Genomic DNA, 17,044 nt, shown 5'->3' with positions numbered 1-17,044 from the left:
ATGACGGTCCCGGATTGGGGACGATTAAAAGAACCGGAAATCGGGGCGGCGCAACAGCGTCAAGGGCGTAGTAGGGCGGTGGCGTATTAAGACAGGGAAACGGCGGGTTTGCTTAGAGAGACGCTGGCTTGCGGACGTTCTTGGCGCGGTCGACCATCGTCGGCTCTGCGGACAAAGCGCGAGGTTGCTTCAGGCGAGCGAATGGCTGCTATGACGACGGCTGACGTGCTGCTTCGTTAGTATGCCCCGATCTGCATCGTTTAAGGCCGCACTACAAAGCGCGTGTTCCGCACCGGGAAATCATCCTCGATGGTCAGCCAGAGCGGATCTCCTGACAACGGTGCATCGTCGGGTCCAATCGTTTGGACATGCACATGCAGATGCGGCTCGCCCGAGTTTCCGGAATTGCCAACTTTCGCGATCTTCTGCCCCACCTCGACGGCATCGCCCTCCGCAACTGTTAAGCTGCCCGGAATGAAATGCGCGAGGACCACGGCCAAACCGTCGCACTCTAGCACGACGCTGTTTCCGGTCATGGAGTCCCGGTTCATAACCGGCACCAGATTGTCGGGTACACCGTCGATGGCGACCAGAACGGTCCCGGCGCAAGGGGCCAGTATGTCAGCACCGTAAATCTCGTAGAGACTCGGATCGGCAGGTGAGATGCCCCAGGTGCGCAGCCCTGCCGCATTGATTCCGATAATGTCGAGACCGTAGCTTTGGCCTCTGAAATCGACCGCACGCGGCAGATTGAGTGTGAAGAAATGTGAATTGATCTGCGGAGCCGCTCCGCCACTGATCACCAGATATCGACCGGGGCCAAGTGGCATGGCGAGGTCGATTGCCACGTCCGGCGGCGTCCGGCCTTGCATCGCGGGCAGTATGAGAAGCCCGATACCGATAACAGCGATCAGCGCAGCGATAGCCTCACCAATGCGCCAAACGGACCGGGCAGGTCCCTTCGTGAAAACTTTGTGAAGCTGCCACCCTGCAATGGCGATTTGCACAAGCGCGAAGACGATGGGTGCCCACCAAGGCGGAAACAGCCAAATCCCCGCAAGGGCGGTGTAAAACAACAGGCTCAGGATTGTTGCTGTCCGCAGTAGAACGCCAACCTTACCTGCCACGGGGATCACAGCATTCAGGATCATTAAACCGAGCGGCACGACGAGTTGGAAAAGGGCGAGCTGATTGATCAGGTCATTCTGCATGTGCGTATTGAGGTTGCTTCACCACTCTGACCTAAACCACTATTTCAGCCACGGGACGTCTCAGGGACATTGGTAACGTGGGCCCGCGACCGAAGCGCACCACCAGATCGGGGCGGGCATCCGGTATCCCCAGCCAATCTGCAAATTCCGATCGAACCGCCGGAACCTCGATAGGTTGGTTGATATGTGCTGTCCGGATTCCCATGGCCGTGGCCTGCAATGCGAACCGTTGAAAGCTACGCCCCACCTTGATCCAATGCTTCGGATCAGCGCTGTCACCGACAAATACCGCAACCCCGGCAGATGACCGGATATGATCCCGGTATTTTTCGTTTTCGCTGTCTTTTCAAAATACGACATCAAACATCGCCCCGCCGATCCAACCGGGCATAACCGGATTCCCGGAACAGGCAGCAAATAGCCCATCCTTGGAGGATAGCGCCTGATCGGGACTGAACCTGATCCAGGCACGCAGCTCATCGACAAAGGCCGCATCGTCCATCTGTGCGCTATTGCCCTCGACAACAAACTCAAGGATGGCCTCGCGGTCGGACGCCTCGGTAAAGATCAAAACCGATACACCCTCTTCCTTAGCAGCCTTGGTCAACTGGTCGATATCGGCAGCGGATACGGGCTGGCCATCATATGCGGAACGCGTCGATTGGCGCAGAGGGATCGCCTGATAAAGAGCGGACACATTTGCCGACCCGCTTCGAAACTCGATATCAATCGACGTCTCAGCGCCGGTTTCGACACTGAGGTCCGCTGTCCGACCGTGTGCCTGCGCCGCAATGACAAGGTTTTCGGCGGCGCACCCCAGACTGGTGTAAAGATGATGGTCGTCAGGATCGACCACTTCGGTGCGACGCGACATATCGGGAAGGATTTGAACCCTTTCTTCATCCAGCCGGAACATCCACGGCTGCGTGTTGTGACCGTTGGCTGCCAACGTCGCCATTCGCACAAGCTCCGCCAGCGTCGGGTCGGACAACAGCAGCTGTCGCTGGCGTTCTGCTTCGTCTTCGTAGGCATCAAGGCGCGGCCACAAACCAATCCCAACCGCGCCAAGTGCGGCAACCGACAGACCCGATGCCAATAGTGTCCGTCGTTGCAACATCATCATCCCTATGTCCCTCGCGGTTACGAAAAATGCACCATAGCACACTCCACGCCCGTCATCGTCGACAAACCGCCATTAGCTGTATCACAAGACCCGATCACTAAGGGCTCGTTCCCGTCATTCGTTGCACAATGCATGAGTTTCCGTTTCGAGATAAAGTTGCGCAGGGCAATTCATAGTACGCGCTAGTTTTTCTGATCCGGTAGGTCCTCTGAAATCTCCTGCCGCAGCTTCGGTCCCTGCGCGATTCGTCGCCCGAGGGCGGCAACGAATGCATCATAGCGCCTTCCGGCCTGAGCCTTGGCCGCAAGCTGTTGCGGTTCCGGCAAAGGCGGTGTTGTCGCCAGCCAGAACCGGATGAACACCGCCAACGTTTCAACCGAGATACCTGCGTCGCGTTCGATGCGCGCGATACGCCTGTCGATCTGATCGAGACGCTTGGTGGTTGCCGCCTCCTGCCGTTCCGCCGCATCGGGCGACAGGAACGATGCGATGGCGGCTTCGGCGACCAGCGATCGTGAGTGATCGCGTCGTGCGGCATAGTCGGCAAGTGTCGCCATGATGTCGGGATCGAGATAGACGGAGAGGCGCTGTTTCTTGTGTTGTTTCATCGCCGTGCCCTCACATATCCAAGCCGTCGCCCGGATCGAGCGAGGCTCTTTGAGCACTCTGACGCGCCTGCTGGTCGAACAGACGGAGTTGCGTCGCGCGGTCTGTGGGTGGTCTTTTCAGATCGGGTTCGAACTCGTTGCCAACCGGCTTGACCTGATCCGGCGCGTTTGCTTGGTCGAGCTCCGCTTGCTTGCGTTGTTCATGTTGAGTCTCGCCGTCTCCGTCTTGATCGGAATGAGACACCGGATCGACGATTTCCGGTCGTGGCGGCAATGGTCGCGCGCTCCAGTCATCCGCATGTCTCCTTACGGAATCCTTGAGAACGGGTGGTGTCAGAATGCGAGCCTGGAACTGCGCATCTTCAAAGTAGCGCGCCTTCTTCGCCCTGATCGGCGGCGTGCCCGCGACCATGACGATTTCGTCGGCGGGCGACAATTGCATTACCTCGCCGGGTGTGAGTAGCGGGCGTGCCGTTTCCTGCCGACTGACCATCAAATGGCCAAGCCAAGGTGACAGGCGATGCCCGGCATAGTTCTTCATCGCGCGCAATTCGGTCGCCGTGCCGAGCGCGTCCGACACGCGTTTGGCGGTTCGCTCATCATTGGTGGCGAAACTCACCCGGACATGGCAATTGTCGAGGATGGAGTTGTTCGGGCCATAGGCCTTCTCGATCTGATTGAGCGACTGTGCGATCAGAAAGCTCTTGAGACCGTAGCCAGCCATGAAGGCGAGCGCACTCTCGAAGAAGTCGAGACGGCCGAGTGCCGGGAACTCATCGAGCATCAAGAGCAGACGGTGACGCCGATCATGCCCGGCCAGGTCTTCCGTCAATCGCCGACCGATCTGATTGAGGATCAGGCGGATCAGCGGCTTGGTACGATTGATGTCCGACGGGGGCACCACGAGGTAGAGCGTGACCGGGTCCGGGCTTTCGACGAGATCCGCAATGCGCCAGTCACAGCGCCTTGTAACTTTGGCGACTACTGGGTCGCGATACAGACCGAGAAACGACATCGCCGTCGAGAGAACTCCGGAGCGTTCGTTGCCAGACTTGTTCAGCAACTCGCGCGCCGCGCTGGCGATCACGGGATGCGGACCGGCCTCGCCGAGATGGGCTGTGACCATCATAGCCTTGAGCGTCAGTTCGATGCCGCGTTTGGGATCTGACAGAAAATTGGCGACGCCAGCGAGCGTCTTGTCGGCTTCGGCATAGAGCACGTGCAGGATCGCACCGACCAGAAGCGCATGGCTGGTCTTCTCCCAGTGATTTCGTTTTTCCAGCGACCCTTCCGGGTCAACCAGGATGTCGGCAATGTTCTGAACGTCACGCACTTCCCATTCGCCGCGCCTCACTTCGAGTAGAGGATTATAGGCCGCCGAACTGGTGTTGGTCGGATCGAACAGTAGCACGCGGCCATGGCGCGCGCGAAAGCCAGATGTGAGATGCCAATTCTCACCCTTGATATCGTGGACGATGGCTGAGCCAGGCCAGGTCAGCAGCGACGGGATGACGAGCCCGACACCCTTGCCGCTGCGCGTCGGCGCGAAACACAACACATGTTCGGGTCCATCATGCCGAATGTAAGAGCGGTCGAACCTGCCGAGCACCACCCCATCCGGATTAAAGAGCCCGGCACTTTTGACGTCTCGCGTCTCCGCCCAGCGGGCCGATCCGTAGGTATCGACATCCTGCGCCTCCCGCGCACGCAAGACTGACATAAAGATCGCCACGCCTACTGCGAGGAACCCACCTGATGCCGCGATGACCGCACCTTCGATGAAAATCAGTGGAGCGTAGGCGTCATAGGCATACCACCACCAGAAGAAGGACGGCGGATAATAGACCGGCCACCCAAGAAACTCGAACCAGGGTTCGCCGAGCTGCGGCTGGAAGCCGAGCCGCAGAGCGGTCCATTGGGTCGCTGTCCATGTCGTAATGAGGACGATCAACGAGACGATAATGATCTGACCCCAGAGGATCTTTGTCGCTTGCATGTTCCTTTCCTTTCCCGGCGATGGTCGCCGTTAGAGACCTAGCCCTCGGTTTCGTCCGAAATCCCAATCGACGCCGCCATTGCCGCGCGCGATGCCGGAGATATGTTTGCCAAGGTGTTTCTCGATGGAGGGTGTCCATGGCACGAGCTGGAAGCCGAGTCCGTCATCGATCATCGCGAAACGACCCGATGCGAGAGCGATGCGCCGCTGATAAGTGCCGGCGACATATTCGCCGGTCGCTGACGGCGCGTGCGGACGGCCGATTTCGTCCGCGAGTTTTTCGCCCACCGCATCCAGCTCGCGCTTGCGCAGTGTGTTGAGAAGATCGCGATTGAAGATCACGCGCTGGCCCTGTCGCTTCGCCAGACCCTCACCGATCAGATGCTCGGCGCGCTGGTTTAGAGCGTCACTGACCTCTGCGCCAAAGCCACCCCCAGCAAGCGGCGTCGGTTCCCGCGCGATGGCCTGCCAGTCGAGCCAGGTCGCTCCCGATGCGGTTACCTGCTGTTCGATTGATGGATCGGAGCGGACGGCGAGGGCCACCCGCCTACGTCCCTTGGCGTCATCGAACGTGCGCAACTCAACGATCGAACCTGGCGCGCTGTCTCCGGCAGCATCAAGATGGGGCAACCGGATATGATGGGTGCGACCATCGACACCATCGATCACGGCAAAGGCGGTTCCCTTCAATTCGTCGTCGAGACCGCGATCGACCAACCTACCGATAACGGGATCACCAAGGCTCTCGCCTGCCAGTACATAGCTCGAAGCACCGCGTTCGATGCCGCGTTCCGTGAGACCGCGATGAATGCGCTTGATGATGTCGCCGCGCTCGCCAAGTTCCCGCAAGGTCGTCTCGGCGCTCTCGTCCATCACCCATTGGCCGGGGCCGATCTGGTCGGCGAGGCCAAGCGATTCCAGCTTGCGCAGCCGTCCTACTTTCAGTGCGTGATGATCATCGGGCTGACGGCCGGGTTGGGGTGCGAGATCGATGATGCCATGTCGATTGCCGTCTCTCTCAAGCTGTCGGTCCAGACTGGTCCATCGCTCGCTTTCGATTTGCCGCTCGAGAGCGCTGCGGATGTCGAGATTGGTGCGCGGTCCGAGTTCCAGCGTGATGAAATCGCGCGCACGATCCCGCATACCCTCCTTGATGTAATCGCGAGAAATAACGAGGTCCTCGCCATCATCCTGCACACCTCGCACGATAAGGTGGATATGTGGGTGCTCGGTGTTCCAATGATCGACGGCGACCCAGTCGAGTTTCGTGCCGAGATCCCTTTCCATCTGTCCGGCAAGATCGGCGGTGAAGGATCGAAGGTCCGCCATCTCCCACGGGTCATCGGGCGAGACGATGAAACGAAAATGGTGGCGGTCATCCTCGCAGCGCTCGGCGAATGCTTTTGCGTCCATCTCTTCGTCATCTGGCCCGAACAGCCGTGCCTTCTCTCCGTCACGGGTCACGCCTTCGCGGCGCAAGTAGGAAAGATGGGTGGCGAGTGGTGCGCTGCGTCCATTGTTGCGAACGACGCGCGCCTTGACGACAGCGCCACGCGAGCGCGCCGTGATGAAGCGATTGGCTTGCACCGTTGCCCGCTGACCGCGCCCAAAGCGAGAGCGATTGCGGGGACCGATCGTTCCCCTGCGCGAGACGGCACCGCCTGCCTTTTGAGCGGCTGCCAACGCTTGAGCGATGAAGGGTCGCGCGCGCTGACTGGACGATGATCGAATGCGCCCGGGTCGGATGCGGAACTCGTCATCGCCGCTCATGACGCAGACCTCGCACATCGCGCTATTGCTTTGAACTCGCTGCGAAAGATGGGAAGTGGCAGGCTGCGGCCAAGTTGCACACATCGCGCTTGCGCAATGTAACCCCTTGAAAAACCACAACCGCCCATGGCCGCACATCGCGGCCTTTTATCCTGCCATCCCCTTCCTTCGTCGTCTGTCACTCCCCTCAGCACACGCCACGCTGCGCTGCTGCTTCCGAAAGTGCGAAATGCGCGTCCTGACGTCATGGCGACTTTTCCATGCGCGATTGGGCGACGAATACGGCACCGGGCTGTGCGGCGTCGGCGTTATCGGCACGCGCTTTCGGTGTCGGTGGATCGTTCGCCGAACGGCGCTTGTCCTGCATTCGATCTGCAGCTGAATTGCGCTGGGAGCGCTCGACGAACAGCGGGGCTTCGCGCCAATCGGGCGGTAGCGCAGTGTCAGTGACGGTATTGTGCTGTGACGCCAGACCGATCATCGGCAGTAGTGTCGCCATGTAGACGCGGGTCTCGCGCGGCAGCGGGCGACCGGTCGCCAGGTGCTGCTGGTAGCGCACCGGACCGGCATTGTAGGCCGCGAGGAAGCCGGGCGATCCGAACCGATCGTACATCTCCCGCAGATAGGCCGTGCCGCCGAGAATGTTGGCACGGGGATCGAATGGGTCGCGTCCGAGACGGTGGCGGGCGCTTAGTTCGGCCCATGTCTCGGGCATGATTTGCATCAGTCCCATCGCACCCGCGCTGGAGACGGCACGAGTTCGGCCCGCGCTTTCGACCTGCATAACGGCGAGGATCCAGCGCTCCGGAATGCGAAACCGTTGCGAGGCTTCGGCGACGTGCGCCGCATAGGAAGGCTGCGCGGATCGCTCGGCTGGGGTGCCTTGCGCGGCCGTGATCGTCGGCAACGCAACACCGGAAAAGATGCCGGAAAGGAGAAGGAGAGCAAGCAGCCGGGCGGCATGAGGCCGCCAGGAAATTGCGCGATGACCGGGAATGCGCATCGACCTACGCCTTTTCGCGGCGCTTGGGTGGCCGGTTCCAGGTCAGGAGATAGGCATCGTTGTCGCTCACCGAATGGAAGAGGTTGGCGTGGATCGGATGCGGCAAAGCCGGATCGTCGATCAGCACCGAAACGTAGACGCCGGCCCTTTCGCCGGTGCGTTTCCAGCCTGCGCCGACTTCCAGCTCCTTTTCGTCGCTGCCGATATGGACGCGATAGTCGGGTGCGTTCTCGGCATCGGTTCGCTCTGCCGGAACAAGTGTCAGTTCGGCGTCGAGCGTGAGCGTTTTCAGCCGACCGCAATAGCCATCTCTTGTGCGGGTGAAGTGTCCGATATGTGCCATGGAAATGTCCTTTCATCTGGCGTTGGAGGGAGGCTGAGTGCGCCGATCAATCGGTGCTGGCGCGCCATCGGTAACGGCCCGTGCTGGACTCAATGGTCCAGAGCGGGACTGCCGTTCCGATGATTGAATTTGCCGGGATCGGCCCGAAATATCGCCCGTCGAGACTGTTCCGGGCGTCCCGGTTCATGAGGAAGACCTCGCCACCAGCGATGCTCTGACAGCCCTGCCAGACCGGCATCGCGCGTTCGAACGTGTCTCGTTCGAGTGCGTCTCCGATCTCGACGCCATCGACGGTGATTGTGCGATCGATGCGGCAAACCGTCTGTCCCGAAAGCCCAACGACGCGTTTGAGCAACGGGATATTGGGCGGCAGATAGCCACGCTCGATGGCGAAGCGTTCGAGCGGTTCGGGTGCATCTATGACGACAAGATCGGGGATTTCGAGACGCTCCGCTGGCCGCACCTGATAGAACCCGATCGGTGCGGATGGGCTGGCATTCCAGATGATCGCCGTGGGTAGTTCGACAAACGCCGGGAGGGCGATGGCAGCGATCGCGATGGCACCGACAAGTGACCATGTACGGCGCGTCATCGGTTCGCTCTCCGGCGTTTGAGCCAGGCCGAATGGCGCGCCGGGGTGTAGGTCCGCGGCTCCATACGTGCGGTCAGTCGGTTGTGAACATGTCGCCAATGGTCCGGCGGGACGTCAGCCGGATCGATCTCGACAGCATCGATCGCGTCGATTGCCTGCAGGACACGCTCGACCTTCGGCCAGCCTTCGATGTGCAGGAGGATGTCGCCGCCGGGCTGAACAAAGGGGAGCGTCTGAAACGCCTTGCCAAGTTCGACTACACGCACGATGTCGATACGCGACAGGATCGTGCCGTAGTCGTTGGATTGCCATCGCACGAACGCAAATACGCTGCCGGGCGCGAAGCTGACGTTGCGACGGCGACGGTCGATAATGCGTTCACCGAATTGGCGACCGAAGCGGATCCAATACTCGATCTTCTTCTCAACCCAAATCAATTCGACATGGGTCAATGCGTCGGCTGAGTGGGTCGATAGCTGTCCATCCGGCTGCCGTTCAGGTATTGGGTGGTGGGTCATGATTTGGCTCCCGCACGAGAGCCACAACGATGATCATTGCGAGGTCGGACAGCGCCGGAATCGCAATCGTGGGGCGGGTTTTCCACATGTCCACGCTTCCTACAAAAGTTAGATTCTGTGTTAGATTCTAAGTTAAGGGTGTGATTTTCGCTTTTGTCTCTGGACGTTAACCCTGGTTTCGGTTCCCGATAGCACGACGCCCCGGTTCCCGATGGCACGATAGTCCGGGTTCCCGATAGCACGAGGCCATCCCCAACTTGTCCACAGGGACCGGGCTTGAAGGCAAGCAAGGTTCTGCCGCCGATCTCGACCTCGATCGAGAGGATATATCCAGGCAGCGGCTGGCGGCGGACGATGTCGCGCAACTCGAAAGCAAAGCGTTTGAACGGCGAGAGACTGCCGGATTTCAGATAGAGATGTCGGAACTCGAACCGCCAACCGCCGCGCTGATGGCCGCCATGCTTGCGCACGATCCGGTAGAGCCAGCGGTCGAAGCCGCCCGTGAGGGAAAAGTAACCTCGGTCAATTGTCAGGATGAGCGCGTCGTCGAGCACGGCACTGTAGATCCAGTCCGGAACGATCAGTTCGATACCAACTGGTTTGCCGAGATGGTCGGTCCGCTCGACCCATTCATTGATCCAGGAGAAACGGTGTCGTCGCCCCGACGCAGGCTGGCGGATCGTGGTCGCGACGGTGGTCGATTGTAGGCGGTCTAGCGCCGCCTTCAGACGCTGATAGTCGCGGGAACTGACGCCGCGCCCGATGAAAGTGAGAATCTCGTAGGGCGTCGCGGACATGAGACGCGACGTGCGCAGTCCTGCATCGCGCGCCTCGACGAGTTGGCTGGCGGCCCAGATGAGGATGTCTGCGTCCCAGATTGTTGCCATGCCATGCTCGGGCACGGCCTCAACCCGTATGACGACATCGGCAACCTCATAGTCGATGGGCCGGACGCGATGGGATTTGGAGAGACTGAAGAAGGGATAGGCCATCAGATCTTGCGCATCGCGCGGAGCGGGGTCGCGGGCACTGACACGGAACAATTCCAGCTGTGCGCGTTCGGATCGGGTGGGTTGCTTCCGTGTCATGGCAATATCTGTCGCAACAATCAGCGAGGCAAGTCGCCGGGACTGGCGAGCGTTTTGTCGTCATGGCGTTTGGCGGGCAGGACCGATCCGCGGGGATCGGACGTCGAGGTTACGGTGCCTCGATCGGCCCAGTCCTGCAGGTCTTCGATGGAATAGACGACGCGGCCGCCGAGCTTGCGATAAGCGGGGCCGGTGCCATAAGTGCGATGCTTTTCAAGGGTCCGACCGGACAGGCTCAGGAAACGGGCGGCTTCTGGCGTGCGCAGATAGCGTGGCGGCAAGCCGGTGGGATTGGCGGACATGATCGGGCCTCCGTGGGTTCAGTGAGGCCGCTGACAACAAGCGGCGGATCACGGCCACGATGGCGAAGAGAATCCGGAAAGGGGGATGGGGAAGTTGGGGCTGCCAGAATCGCACCCCCTATGATCGCCAATGCCCAAGTTTGTGCAGCGGAGGATTTTGGGAGAATTCTCGAGGGTCTGAGAGCCTGGCTGACTGGCTAGCTTCGCCGACGCTTGAGCAAAAGATCTCGGTAGCCACCGTTGATCAGCCCGCGACCGTCCTTGACGAGGGCAATCGTGGCGTCGCGTATTGCGGACGTCTTCCATGGTTCCGCGGACACGCGCGAAGGCCCAAAAATAACGTTGGCAATTTCTCGGTATGTCGCGCCGGTCTGATGCCCATCGACGGCCTGAAGCATGCGGCGCAGTCGGCGGCGGCGCTGCGCTGTCAATCGCGTGTCTGCAGTCTGTGGGCGACCGTGCAGAATCCGCAAAAGTCGTGTGAGAGCCTCGATGCGATCAAAACAGTTTTCGTCGAAGGGAATGACCGCAGCGAGCGGATTCCCAAGGCCCGCTCCGTCGATCAATAGCAGCCTGACCGATTCGAAGTCGTGGGCGATCCTCAGGCTCAGGCCTTGCCGGTCATGGCGCGTCGCGTTCTCGTCGATTCCCTGCAGCGAGGCCGGTTTCTGTCCGGAAAGCGGTGTTTTTGCGGTGAGGATGACCGTGCCGGGATCGACTTCCGGTTGCCAATAGACAGCCGCCCGCAACGCATCGTGCAGCGGATCGACCGGGAAATCGCAACCCCCAGGACTGGCGCACGATCCGCGTCAGTTCATGGGGGTCCTCTTTCCTAAGCTTGGCGTTGGCATAATCGCGCTGATAACCCTCACTGCGGCGTAGCCATTCCCAAGCAATGTCCGGCGCAGTGAGGGTTGCCACATATTCGTATTCGGATGCCGAACGCCAATGAGATGGGCCAAGGGACATGATGATCCTCCAGACTCGCACATCTGATGCGTCGGTGCAGTTTCAACTGAAGGGAGAACCGACGGAAGTCATCACTGCAACAACGAGTGATGCCACAACGGCATCAGTCGTTGTTAGTGGCCTGTGCCGCCCAAGAGTTGCCTGTAGCCATGCTCGGTCATCCATCGCGCTCGGGCGAGGTGGGTTTCGTGGATTTCGCGCGCGCGGCCCGGGTCTGCTTCGGGATCGATTTCAAACAGGATAGCAACGACTTCGCGCCAGTCAGCGCCATCGGCGGCAGCATCGAGCAGGCGCATGTAGAGCGTCGCATGTGCCCGGTCGTATTCTGTCAATGCCGCGCTTTCCGGCGGCTTGTCGAGGAACTTATCGTTCGACACCCTGATCCCCCCATTTCCTGCAAGATAGGCGGAAATTCGCCTCATGTTAACTGGTAACTTGATTGCCATTTACCGATAGACCGCCCGGCGGCATCGCGTGATGAGTATGCGGCATCGAGCATGCTTCTGGGTTGCAGCGACCATCAGCACGCCCAGTGAAATACATATTATAGTTGATAAACTTATAGTATGTAAACTGCGATCCGTCAGTGCATGGATATGCGCAAACTGGTCGGCCGGAATTTTTCCCGCCTGCGACGGGAGAAGGGCCTGACGCAGGAGCAGGTGGAAGAACGTTCGGGCTTCAGCCAGCAGTATCTCAGCAGCCTCGAGCGCGGTCGGCGAAACCCGACTGTGATTACGTTGTTTGAACTGGCTCAGGCTCTGGACGTGGGGCATGTCCAACTGGTTGAGCCGGACGACGAAGACGACTGACTTTACCACGCGACATTAATTGAGAGCTAAACGAACTTTGCAGTCGTTCGGACTATGAATTTGAAGAGCGGCTTTGGTCAATGACGGGACTACAGGCTGAGAACCAGCGGGCAATGGTCCGAAACTTCTGGATCATGAACCACGTCAAACCCTTGCACGGCGCCAACGTCACTGACCAGCATGTCGTCGGCAAACTTTCCAGGCTTTATGTACTGTGTATTCCGTGTGCTCGTGAAGCCGTACACCGTCACCAATTCCGATAGACCTGCCTCCATCAATATCCGGAGCGTTTCACTATCTGGTTCGACGTTGAAGTCACCACAGACCACTATCAAGTCGTCCGGCTCAGTTATCTTTCGGGAAAGGTCTAGGAGTCGATGTGCTTGCTCTGCTCGCTCTGGCGTGTCCATCTTACCATTCAGATCGCGCAGACCGTGCATATGCGTGACGCTGATTGAACGATTTGAGCTGTAGTCATAGACCCGAACGCCGTGGGCGTTGCGTGATCGAGGGTGTTCGCCGTAGCCAACAGGCGAATAGCTCTTGTGGACGAAACCCTGAACCTGACCAATTATCGGCACCGATTCATGCACAAATGTCGCCAGCCCGAAGCGTGAGGGGATCGACTGGTCATCGTCCCAAAGAACACCCTGTGCTGCTGGACAAAACACTGCGACGTGATTGGGAAGGGCACTAGAAACATCCCGAAAGAAGTTGGCCCGCTGCGGCAGAACGTGGTCACCGTCGCGGTAGGTCAGCCAGTCTTTGTCGGACGCAGGGGTGTGGATGACTTCCTGAAGGCAGAGGATTTCAGGGGCGGCGCTTTCGACGTAGGGCAATAAGCCTTCGTGCAGCTTTCCACCCCATCCATTGAGGCACATTATTTTCATGGGTTCTCCCTTGCATAGGCCAAAAAACCCGACATTCGCTGCATTGTGGAAATTCTGCAAGTTGGGTTGGATGCGGCCTTTCTGCGAAACGAATTGCCCCCGCCCGGCTGACCGGGCGGGGCATCGCGCGGGTCGTTCGGTCGGCGTTGCAGCGGCTGGGACGGGGCCAGATGAGGCTTTAACCGTGGTCCTCGGCTTCGAAGTGGTTGGCGTAGATCAAAGCGGTGAAGCTTGACTTTGTCAGCTCACAACCAAGGGCGTTTCAACAACCTGTTTCATTCCGCGCCGCCACAGTTTGACCATGCGACCCGCAATGCGGCATGAAGATCGACCGACTTGATCTGAGCAAGCCGAACCTGCGTCCAACCTCTGGATCCCCACTTGTTGGGGACAGGCGCGAATGCTTCGGGAAAGAGGTCGCACCACCGCTCTTGCTCGGGTGGCGTGAGGTAAAGGTTTGCTGTGTCCCCGTCCGGCGCAAGCGATGCGAAGATCCGGCGAACCTTGAAGGCCCGTCTGTCAAAATGAGCCACTTCCTTCGTGCCATGGAGTGAGAGCGCCAGCTCGCCGAATGCCTCACTGGTCGTCATTGGGCGATTTGCACCTCGGCCTCGCCAAGGGCAGGTGCAAGATGGGTCAACACACAGCGCCACCTGCCATCGACCTTCTGGTAGACATCCGTGATCCATTCGTCCGCCGCGATGGGTGCGCCATGAAACCGACCGGTATTCTGGCCGCGACCGGTGACAGTCGCGACCTCACCCAGGATGTGAATGTGATGCGTCGTTTTGGTCATGGTGTCATGGGTGAGGCTGCCGGTAGTGATCAAGTCCAGAAGCTTCTTCGCCGATACGGGTCCGCTTTCCGGAGTGACAAGCACCCAGTCGTCCGTGATGCATTGCCGGATCGCGTCCGGGTCATTGCTGATCATGGCCGCATTGAAAGCTTGCTCGGCGGCCTCAAGCTGATCTTTGATGGCCCGGTTCATGCAGAGGTTTCCTCGTCCCAGCGCGACTGCATTTCGGCTGGTGTGATCTTCTCGATTGTCTGGGAAAGCATCCAGCGGTGGCCGAATGGGTCCTGCAGGGTTGCACTGCGTTCGCCAAAGGACTGATCCTTAGGTGCGCGCAAAAGCAGGGCGCCGGCCGCAACAGCACGTTCCACGTCGGCATCGACCGTTTCTGTCGAAAGATGAAGTGTGACCGGCGAACCTCCAATCGTGTCCGGGCTGACCGCGCCGAAATCGGGATACTCGTCAGCCAGCATGAACTGACTGTCATCAATGGTCAGTTCCGCATGTCCGACGCGCCCGTCACCAGGGTCGATCATCTTGAAGACTTCCACCGCTCCGAACGCCTTGCGATAAAATTCAATGGCGCGCGCGGCATCCTTTGCAACGAGATAGGGGACGAGAGTTCTGACCATCGAGTAATCCTTCTCTTGATGTAATCTTATAGTTACGTTACGACTCGTAATGAAATGAGTCAAGACAGTCCCAAACTGCGCGGTCGTCCGCCAAGCAAAGCCGCCCGGCGCAAGGCGTTGGCGGCCGCATACGACATATTGATGCAGGATGGACTGGGCCGCATTTCGATAGAGGCAGTCGCGGCCCGGTCGGGTGTGGGCAAGCCAACGATTTATCGCAACTGGGCCAATGCCAGCGAACTTGCCATGGCAGCACTGATGGAAGGTCACCCTGAAATTGCAGCGGCCAGGAAGCAGAGCGATCTTGGCGATGCCCTCAAGCGCCAGATCAAGGATATCGTTCAGGTGTTCGCAACTACCCGCGGTCGGCAGATTGCTTTGGCCTTGGCCACAGCGGATCCGGACAGCGAGATGACCCGTGCCTTTCGCAACCGGATCATCCTCTCGGGGCGCGAGGCGGGTCGGCAACTGCTTGACGAGGCGGCGCAGCGTGGCGAAATAAAGCCACCTCCGGATATCGAAGTCTTGCTGGACATGATCTACGCGCCCATTTTCTACCGGCTCCTCGTTGGCCATCGTCCATTAAACCTCGGTTTTGCGGAAGCGCTGGTGGAGAAGGCGGTCGAGCTCCTGAAACTCCGATCGGAACCATAGTCTGGCGTGCTAGAGTCCATCGCTCACGGCAATCAGGTGATCGTGCGCCGCGCCGAACCCTGCCTTTCACTCGTCGCGATGCGATGTTCCAATATGCGCTTACTGCTCTTCGATCAGGCGGCGGATGAACTACGGCAAATCCTTCGGAACATCGGAATGCCCCGCCCGGATTGTCCGGGCGGGGCGTCGCGCTGGTCCCTCAGTCGCCGTTGCGGCGGCTGGGGCGGGACCAGATGAGGCTGTAGCCTTCGTCCTCGTCGTCGAAGAGGTTGGCGTAGATCGGAGCGGTGAAGCTCGGATCGTCCAGCTTGAGGCCGAGATAGTCGCGACCCTCGTTCGAGGTCTTCGACCAGGCGGCGCCGATTTCGGCGCGGCCGACCAGGACGCGGTGGCTGGGGGCGTTCTCGCTGGTCTGGCTGGTTTCGGGAACGATGCGGACGTTCTTGGCCTGCACGTTGAGGGTGACGATTTCGCCGGTGTATTCGGTGCCGGACTTCTTGAAGGTGCCGATGGTTGCCATGGTATTTCTCCGTTCTCTTTGTTCTCGAGCCCGCACCATTGCGGCCTCGATGGCGATCGGCGGGCCGGAGGCGACCGACGGCTCACCCGCAGGGCCGTAACGTCAGTGGAGGACGGTGACGGGAGACTTTCTTGTCGCGCGAGGAAGGGCGGCGTAGCCGACAGGGGAAGAAAGTGGGCCGGCACCGTTGAGCCTTAGGCGGTCGAGGCGCAGCCGTCCTTCGGCCAGATCAGCCCATTGAAGAGGCCATTTGGAGCGGTCGACCCCAACAGAGATGCTTACGGAGAATTTGGAAACCGAGTGACACCGAGGGATTCTGGCTACACAAGTGATCACAGGCCTTCGTCACCCATGTCAGGCACGAACCGTTGTTTCGGAAGCCATTCCAGCAGACTTTGAAAGAACACGTCCACTGCGTGTTGTGACGGCCTGCGCTTTCGGCAGCCAGCTCGATAACCTTGAAAACAGGTGGTTCGCGTCTCGGTCGAATCTGGACTTCCATTCTGCCATCGCGGTATCGCCTATCGAAGAGGCGGCACGGATGCGCGCCACCGCCAAACCACATCCCTTTCCGGCAGAACTCGGTCACTGAGCGCCGCCTGCACGCTCCATGCCCGGCTCGGGCGGGGCCGTTCCCGCCATCCGAAACAGAGCGGTGATACCGACAGCGACCGCGCCGACAAAGGAAAATGCCATCTGCCAGCCATCTGACGGCATGAGATGCTTCGCGATACCATGCGTGGCCGCATATCCGGCAATGGCTGCCGGACCGGCGAACAGGAGCGCAACAATCAGGCGAATCCAGAGTGGACGTGCGAAAGCGAAGATGAGTTGGCCGATAATGGCGACCGCACCGGCGGCGAGTACGCCAACGATAACGCCACCTACGACACCAGCGCCGCTGCCGTACGCCCACATGCCGACAGTGACCCCGACGAACAGCGGCAGCGCGTAGACGGCAAATGCGAACAGGAGCCAGCACAGCGTGCCGATAATTCCGACGAGAAGAAGGATGTTGAGAAAGATCATGGTGAAAGTCTCCGTGCAATTGCAATGAACGGTTGCGCCTTCCACCACCACCTTGGCACCAACATAGTATAGCAAAAACGGAATGTTTGAGACAGGTTAAAACTGGTGTGTTGCCTGCGGTAATCCTTTTATTGCAACGGGCCAACATCTGAGAACTCCGAACTCGCCGACAAAGACGCCAAACGCGTCAG

The 17,044-nt window shown here is 59.6% G+C and carries 22 protein-coding genes; 2 read left to right on the top strand and 20 right to left on the bottom strand.

Features of this window, described 5'->3' with window-relative positions; translation table 11 throughout:
* Positions 1–260 precede the first annotated feature (260 nt).
* The 14 genes from GA830_RS06440 to GA830_RS06380 form a co-directional block, all read right to left on the bottom strand.
* Complete coding sequence (locus GA830_RS06440) at positions 261–1,211, bottom strand: M23 family metallopeptidase (protein WP_195164240.1); 951 nt, start codon at positions 1,209–1,211, stop codon at positions 261–263.
* A gap of 346 nt (positions 1,212–1,557) precedes the next feature.
* Positions 1,558–2,334 carry a Tat pathway signal protein gene (locus GA830_RS06435; RefSeq protein WP_210330850.1) on the bottom strand — a complete coding sequence of 259 codons (777 nt, stop codon included), beginning with the start codon at positions 2,332–2,334 and terminating at the stop codon, positions 1,558–1,560.
* A 182-nt stretch (positions 2,335–2,516) separates the two neighbouring features.
* Positions 2,517–2,942, bottom strand: a complete 426-nt coding sequence (locus tag GA830_RS06430; RefSeq protein WP_195164239.1) for a CopG family transcriptional regulator — start codon at positions 2,940–2,942, stop codon at positions 2,517–2,519.
* Positions 2,943–2,952: 10 nt separating this feature from the next.
* A complete protein-coding gene (locus GA830_RS06425; protein WP_195164238.1) occupies positions 2,953–4,938 on the bottom strand; it encodes a conjugal transfer protein TraG in 1,986 nt (661 codons plus the stop codon).
* A gap of 30 nt (positions 4,939–4,968) precedes the next feature.
* Positions 4,969–6,708, bottom strand: a complete 1,740-nt coding sequence (locus GA830_RS06420; RefSeq protein WP_195164237.1) for a relaxase/mobilization nuclease domain-containing protein — start codon at positions 6,706–6,708, stop codon at positions 4,969–4,971.
* A gap of 244 nt (positions 6,709–6,952) precedes the next feature.
* Positions 6,953–7,711, bottom strand: coding sequence for a lytic transglycosylase domain-containing protein (locus GA830_RS06415; protein WP_195164236.1), 759 nt, complete (start codon positions 7,709–7,711; stop codon positions 6,953–6,955).
* 4 nt (positions 7,712–7,715) lie between these two features.
* Positions 7,716–8,054: a DUF736 domain-containing protein gene (locus GA830_RS06410; RefSeq protein ID WP_195164235.1), complete on the bottom strand. Its 339-nt coding sequence runs from the start codon at positions 8,052–8,054 to the stop codon at positions 7,716–7,718.
* Positions 8,055–8,100: 46 nt separating this feature from the next.
* Positions 8,101–8,646: a S26 family signal peptidase gene (locus GA830_RS06405; RefSeq protein ID WP_195164234.1), complete on the bottom strand. Its 546-nt coding sequence runs from the start codon at positions 8,644–8,646 to the stop codon at positions 8,101–8,103.
* Positions 8,643–9,164 carry a DUF2840 domain-containing protein gene (locus tag GA830_RS06400; RefSeq protein ID WP_195164233.1) on the bottom strand — a complete coding sequence of 174 codons (522 nt, stop codon included), beginning with the start codon at positions 9,162–9,164 and terminating at the stop codon, positions 8,643–8,645. Before GA830_RS06400 ends, GA830_RS06405 begins: the two co-directional genes overlap by 4 nt.
* The gene (locus tag GA830_RS06395; protein WP_195164232.1) at positions 9,161–10,252 is read right to left on the bottom strand and encodes a replication initiator protein A; all 1,092 of its coding nucleotides are present in this window, start codon (positions 10,250–10,252) and stop codon (positions 9,161–9,163) included. The genes GA830_RS06400 and GA830_RS06395 overlap by 4 nt, the downstream gene beginning before the upstream one ends.
* A gap of 20 nt (positions 10,253–10,272) precedes the next feature.
* Positions 10,273–10,554, bottom strand: a complete 282-nt coding sequence (locus GA830_RS06390) for a helix-turn-helix transcriptional regulator (RefSeq protein ID WP_195164231.1) — start codon at positions 10,552–10,554, stop codon at positions 10,273–10,275.
* Between the two features lie 197 nt (positions 10,555–10,751).
* On the bottom strand, positions 10,752–11,201 hold the full coding sequence (locus GA830_RS06385; protein WP_258045648.1) for a DUF2285 domain-containing protein: 450 nt from the start codon (positions 11,199–11,201) through the stop codon (positions 10,752–10,754).
* Positions 11,176–11,523, bottom strand: coding sequence for a transcriptional regulator domain-containing protein (locus tag GA830_RS19885; protein ID WP_219732943.1), 348 nt, complete (start codon positions 11,521–11,523; stop codon positions 11,176–11,178). Before GA830_RS19885 ends, GA830_RS06385 begins: the two co-directional genes overlap by 26 nt.
* A gap of 113 nt (positions 11,524–11,636) precedes the next feature.
* Positions 11,637–11,945: a DNA -binding domain-containing protein gene (locus GA830_RS06380; protein WP_195164230.1), complete on the bottom strand. Its 309-nt coding sequence runs from the start codon at positions 11,943–11,945 to the stop codon at positions 11,637–11,639.
* A gap of 168 nt (positions 11,946–12,113) precedes the next feature.
* On the opposite strand from GA830_RS06380, the gene GA830_RS06375 reads away from it, so the two are divergent.
* Positions 12,114–12,335 carry a helix-turn-helix domain-containing protein gene (locus GA830_RS06375; protein ID WP_195164229.1) on the top strand — a complete coding sequence of 74 codons (222 nt, stop codon included), beginning with the start codon at positions 12,114–12,116 and terminating at the stop codon, positions 12,333–12,335.
* An 89-nt stretch (positions 12,336–12,424) separates the two neighbouring features.
* On the opposite strand, the gene GA830_RS06370 is transcribed toward GA830_RS06375, so the two are convergent.
* From GA830_RS06370 to GA830_RS06355, 4 genes are all read right to left on the bottom strand, one after another.
* Positions 12,425–13,225, bottom strand: coding sequence for an endonuclease/exonuclease/phosphatase family protein (locus GA830_RS06370; RefSeq protein ID WP_195164228.1), 801 nt, complete (start codon positions 13,223–13,225; stop codon positions 12,425–12,427).
* 275 nt (positions 13,226–13,500) lie between these two features.
* Positions 13,501–13,815 carry an MmcQ/YjbR family DNA-binding protein gene (locus tag GA830_RS06365; RefSeq protein ID WP_195164227.1) on the bottom strand — a complete coding sequence of 105 codons (315 nt, stop codon included), beginning with the start codon at positions 13,813–13,815 and terminating at the stop codon, positions 13,501–13,503.
* Positions 13,812–14,213, bottom strand: coding sequence for a nuclear transport factor 2 family protein (locus GA830_RS06360; RefSeq protein ID WP_195164226.1), 402 nt, complete (start codon positions 14,211–14,213; stop codon positions 13,812–13,814). Before GA830_RS06360 ends, GA830_RS06365 begins: the two co-directional genes overlap by 4 nt.
* Positions 14,210–14,650: a VOC family protein gene (locus GA830_RS06355; RefSeq protein ID WP_195164225.1), complete on the bottom strand. Its 441-nt coding sequence runs from the start codon at positions 14,648–14,650 to the stop codon at positions 14,210–14,212. The genes GA830_RS06360 and GA830_RS06355 overlap by 4 nt, the downstream gene beginning before the upstream one ends.
* Before the next feature lie 54 nt (positions 14,651–14,704).
* Here GA830_RS06355 and GA830_RS06350 point away from each other — a divergent pair, with 54 nt between their 5' ends.
* Positions 14,705–15,304: a TetR/AcrR family transcriptional regulator gene (locus GA830_RS06350; RefSeq protein ID WP_195164224.1), complete on the top strand. Its 600-nt coding sequence runs from the start codon at positions 14,705–14,707 to the stop codon at positions 15,302–15,304.
* Between the two features lie 199 nt (positions 15,305–15,503).
* Here GA830_RS06350 and GA830_RS06345 read toward each other — a convergent pair whose 3' ends face one another.
* Together GA830_RS06345 and GA830_RS06340 are read right to left on the bottom strand one after the other, a co-directional pair.
* Positions 15,504–15,824 (bottom strand): DUF736 domain-containing protein, encoded by a 321-nt coding sequence (locus tag GA830_RS06345; RefSeq protein ID WP_195164223.1) that lies wholly within the window; start codon positions 15,822–15,824, stop codon positions 15,504–15,506.
* A gap of 585 nt (positions 15,825–16,409) precedes the next feature.
* Positions 16,410–16,853, bottom strand: a complete 444-nt coding sequence (locus GA830_RS06340) for a hypothetical protein (protein WP_195164222.1) — start codon at positions 16,851–16,853, stop codon at positions 16,410–16,412.
* Positions 16,854–17,044: the final 191 nt, after the last annotated feature.

Source organism: Mesorhizobium sp. NBSH29, assembly GCF_015500055.1.
Lineage (GTDB): Bacteria > Pseudomonadota > Alphaproteobacteria > Rhizobiales > Rhizobiaceae > Neomesorhizobium.
The sequence above is the reverse complement of the archived record's forward strand: the minus strand, read 5'-3'. Positions and strand labels throughout refer to the sequence as shown.

Bases quoted from the DNA above. Each gene is read 5' to 3' on its own strand.
- GA830_RS06440 (WP_195164240.1), bottom strand. From the start codon at position 1,211: ATGCAGAATGACCTGATCAATCAGCTCGCCCTTTTCCAACTCGTCGTG.
- GA830_RS06435 (WP_210330850.1), bottom strand. From the start codon at position 2,334: ATGATGATGTTGCAACGACGGACACTATTGGCATCGGGTCTGTCGGTT.
- GA830_RS06430 (WP_195164239.1), bottom strand. From the start codon at position 2,942: ATGAAACAACACAAGAAACAGCGCCTCTCCGTCTATCTCGATCCCGAC.
- GA830_RS06425 (WP_195164238.1), bottom strand. From the start codon at position 4,938: ATGCAAGCGACAAAGATCCTCTGGGGTCAGATCATTATCGTCTCGTTG.
- GA830_RS06420 (WP_195164237.1), bottom strand. From the start codon at position 6,708: ATGAGCGGCGATGACGAGTTCCGCATCCGACCCGGGCGCATTCGATCA.
- GA830_RS06415 (WP_195164236.1), bottom strand. From the start codon at position 7,711: ATGCGCATTCCCGGTCATCGCGCAATTTCCTGGCGGCCTCATGCCGCC.
- GA830_RS06410 (WP_195164235.1), bottom strand. From the start codon at position 8,054: ATGGCACATATCGGACACTTCACCCGCACAAGAGATGGCTATTGCGGT.
- GA830_RS06405 (WP_195164234.1), bottom strand. From the start codon at position 8,646: ATGACGCGCCGTACATGGTCACTTGTCGGTGCCATCGCGATCGCTGCC.
- GA830_RS06400 (WP_195164233.1), bottom strand. From the start codon at position 9,164: ATGACCCACCACCCAATACCTGAACGGCAGCCGGATGGACAGCTATCG.
- GA830_RS06395 (WP_195164232.1), bottom strand. From the start codon at position 10,252: ATGACACGGAAGCAACCCACCCGATCCGAACGCGCACAGCTGGAATTG.
- GA830_RS06390 (WP_195164231.1), bottom strand. From the start codon at position 10,554: ATGTCCGCCAATCCCACCGGCTTGCCGCCACGCTATCTGCGCACGCCA.
- GA830_RS19885 (WP_219732943.1), bottom strand. From the start codon at position 11,523: ATGTCCCTTGGCCCATCTCATTGGCGTTCGGCATCCGAATACGAATAT.
- GA830_RS06380 (WP_195164230.1), bottom strand. From the start codon at position 11,945: ATGAGGCGAATTTCCGCCTATCTTGCAGGAAATGGGGGGATCAGGGTG.
- GA830_RS06375 (WP_195164229.1), top strand. From the start codon at position 12,114: ATGGATATGCGCAAACTGGTCGGCCGGAATTTTTCCCGCCTGCGACGG.
- GA830_RS06370 (WP_195164228.1), bottom strand. From the start codon at position 13,225: ATGAAAATAATGTGCCTCAATGGATGGGGTGGAAAGCTGCACGAAGGC.
- GA830_RS06365 (WP_195164227.1), bottom strand. From the start codon at position 13,815: ATGACGACCAGTGAGGCATTCGGCGAGCTGGCGCTCTCACTCCATGGC.
- GA830_RS06360 (WP_195164226.1), bottom strand. From the start codon at position 14,213: ATGAACCGGGCCATCAAAGATCAGCTTGAGGCCGCCGAGCAAGCTTTC.
- GA830_RS06355 (WP_195164225.1), bottom strand. From the start codon at position 14,650: ATGGTCAGAACTCTCGTCCCCTATCTCGTTGCAAAGGATGCCGCGCGC.
- GA830_RS06350 (WP_195164224.1), top strand. From the start codon at position 14,705: ATGAGTCAAGACAGTCCCAAACTGCGCGGTCGTCCGCCAAGCAAAGCC.
- GA830_RS06345 (WP_195164223.1), bottom strand. From the start codon at position 15,824: ATGGCAACCATCGGCACCTTCAAGAAGTCCGGCACCGAATACACCGGC.
- GA830_RS06340 (WP_195164222.1), bottom strand. From the start codon at position 16,853: ATGATCTTTCTCAACATCCTTCTTCTCGTCGGAATTATCGGCACGCTG.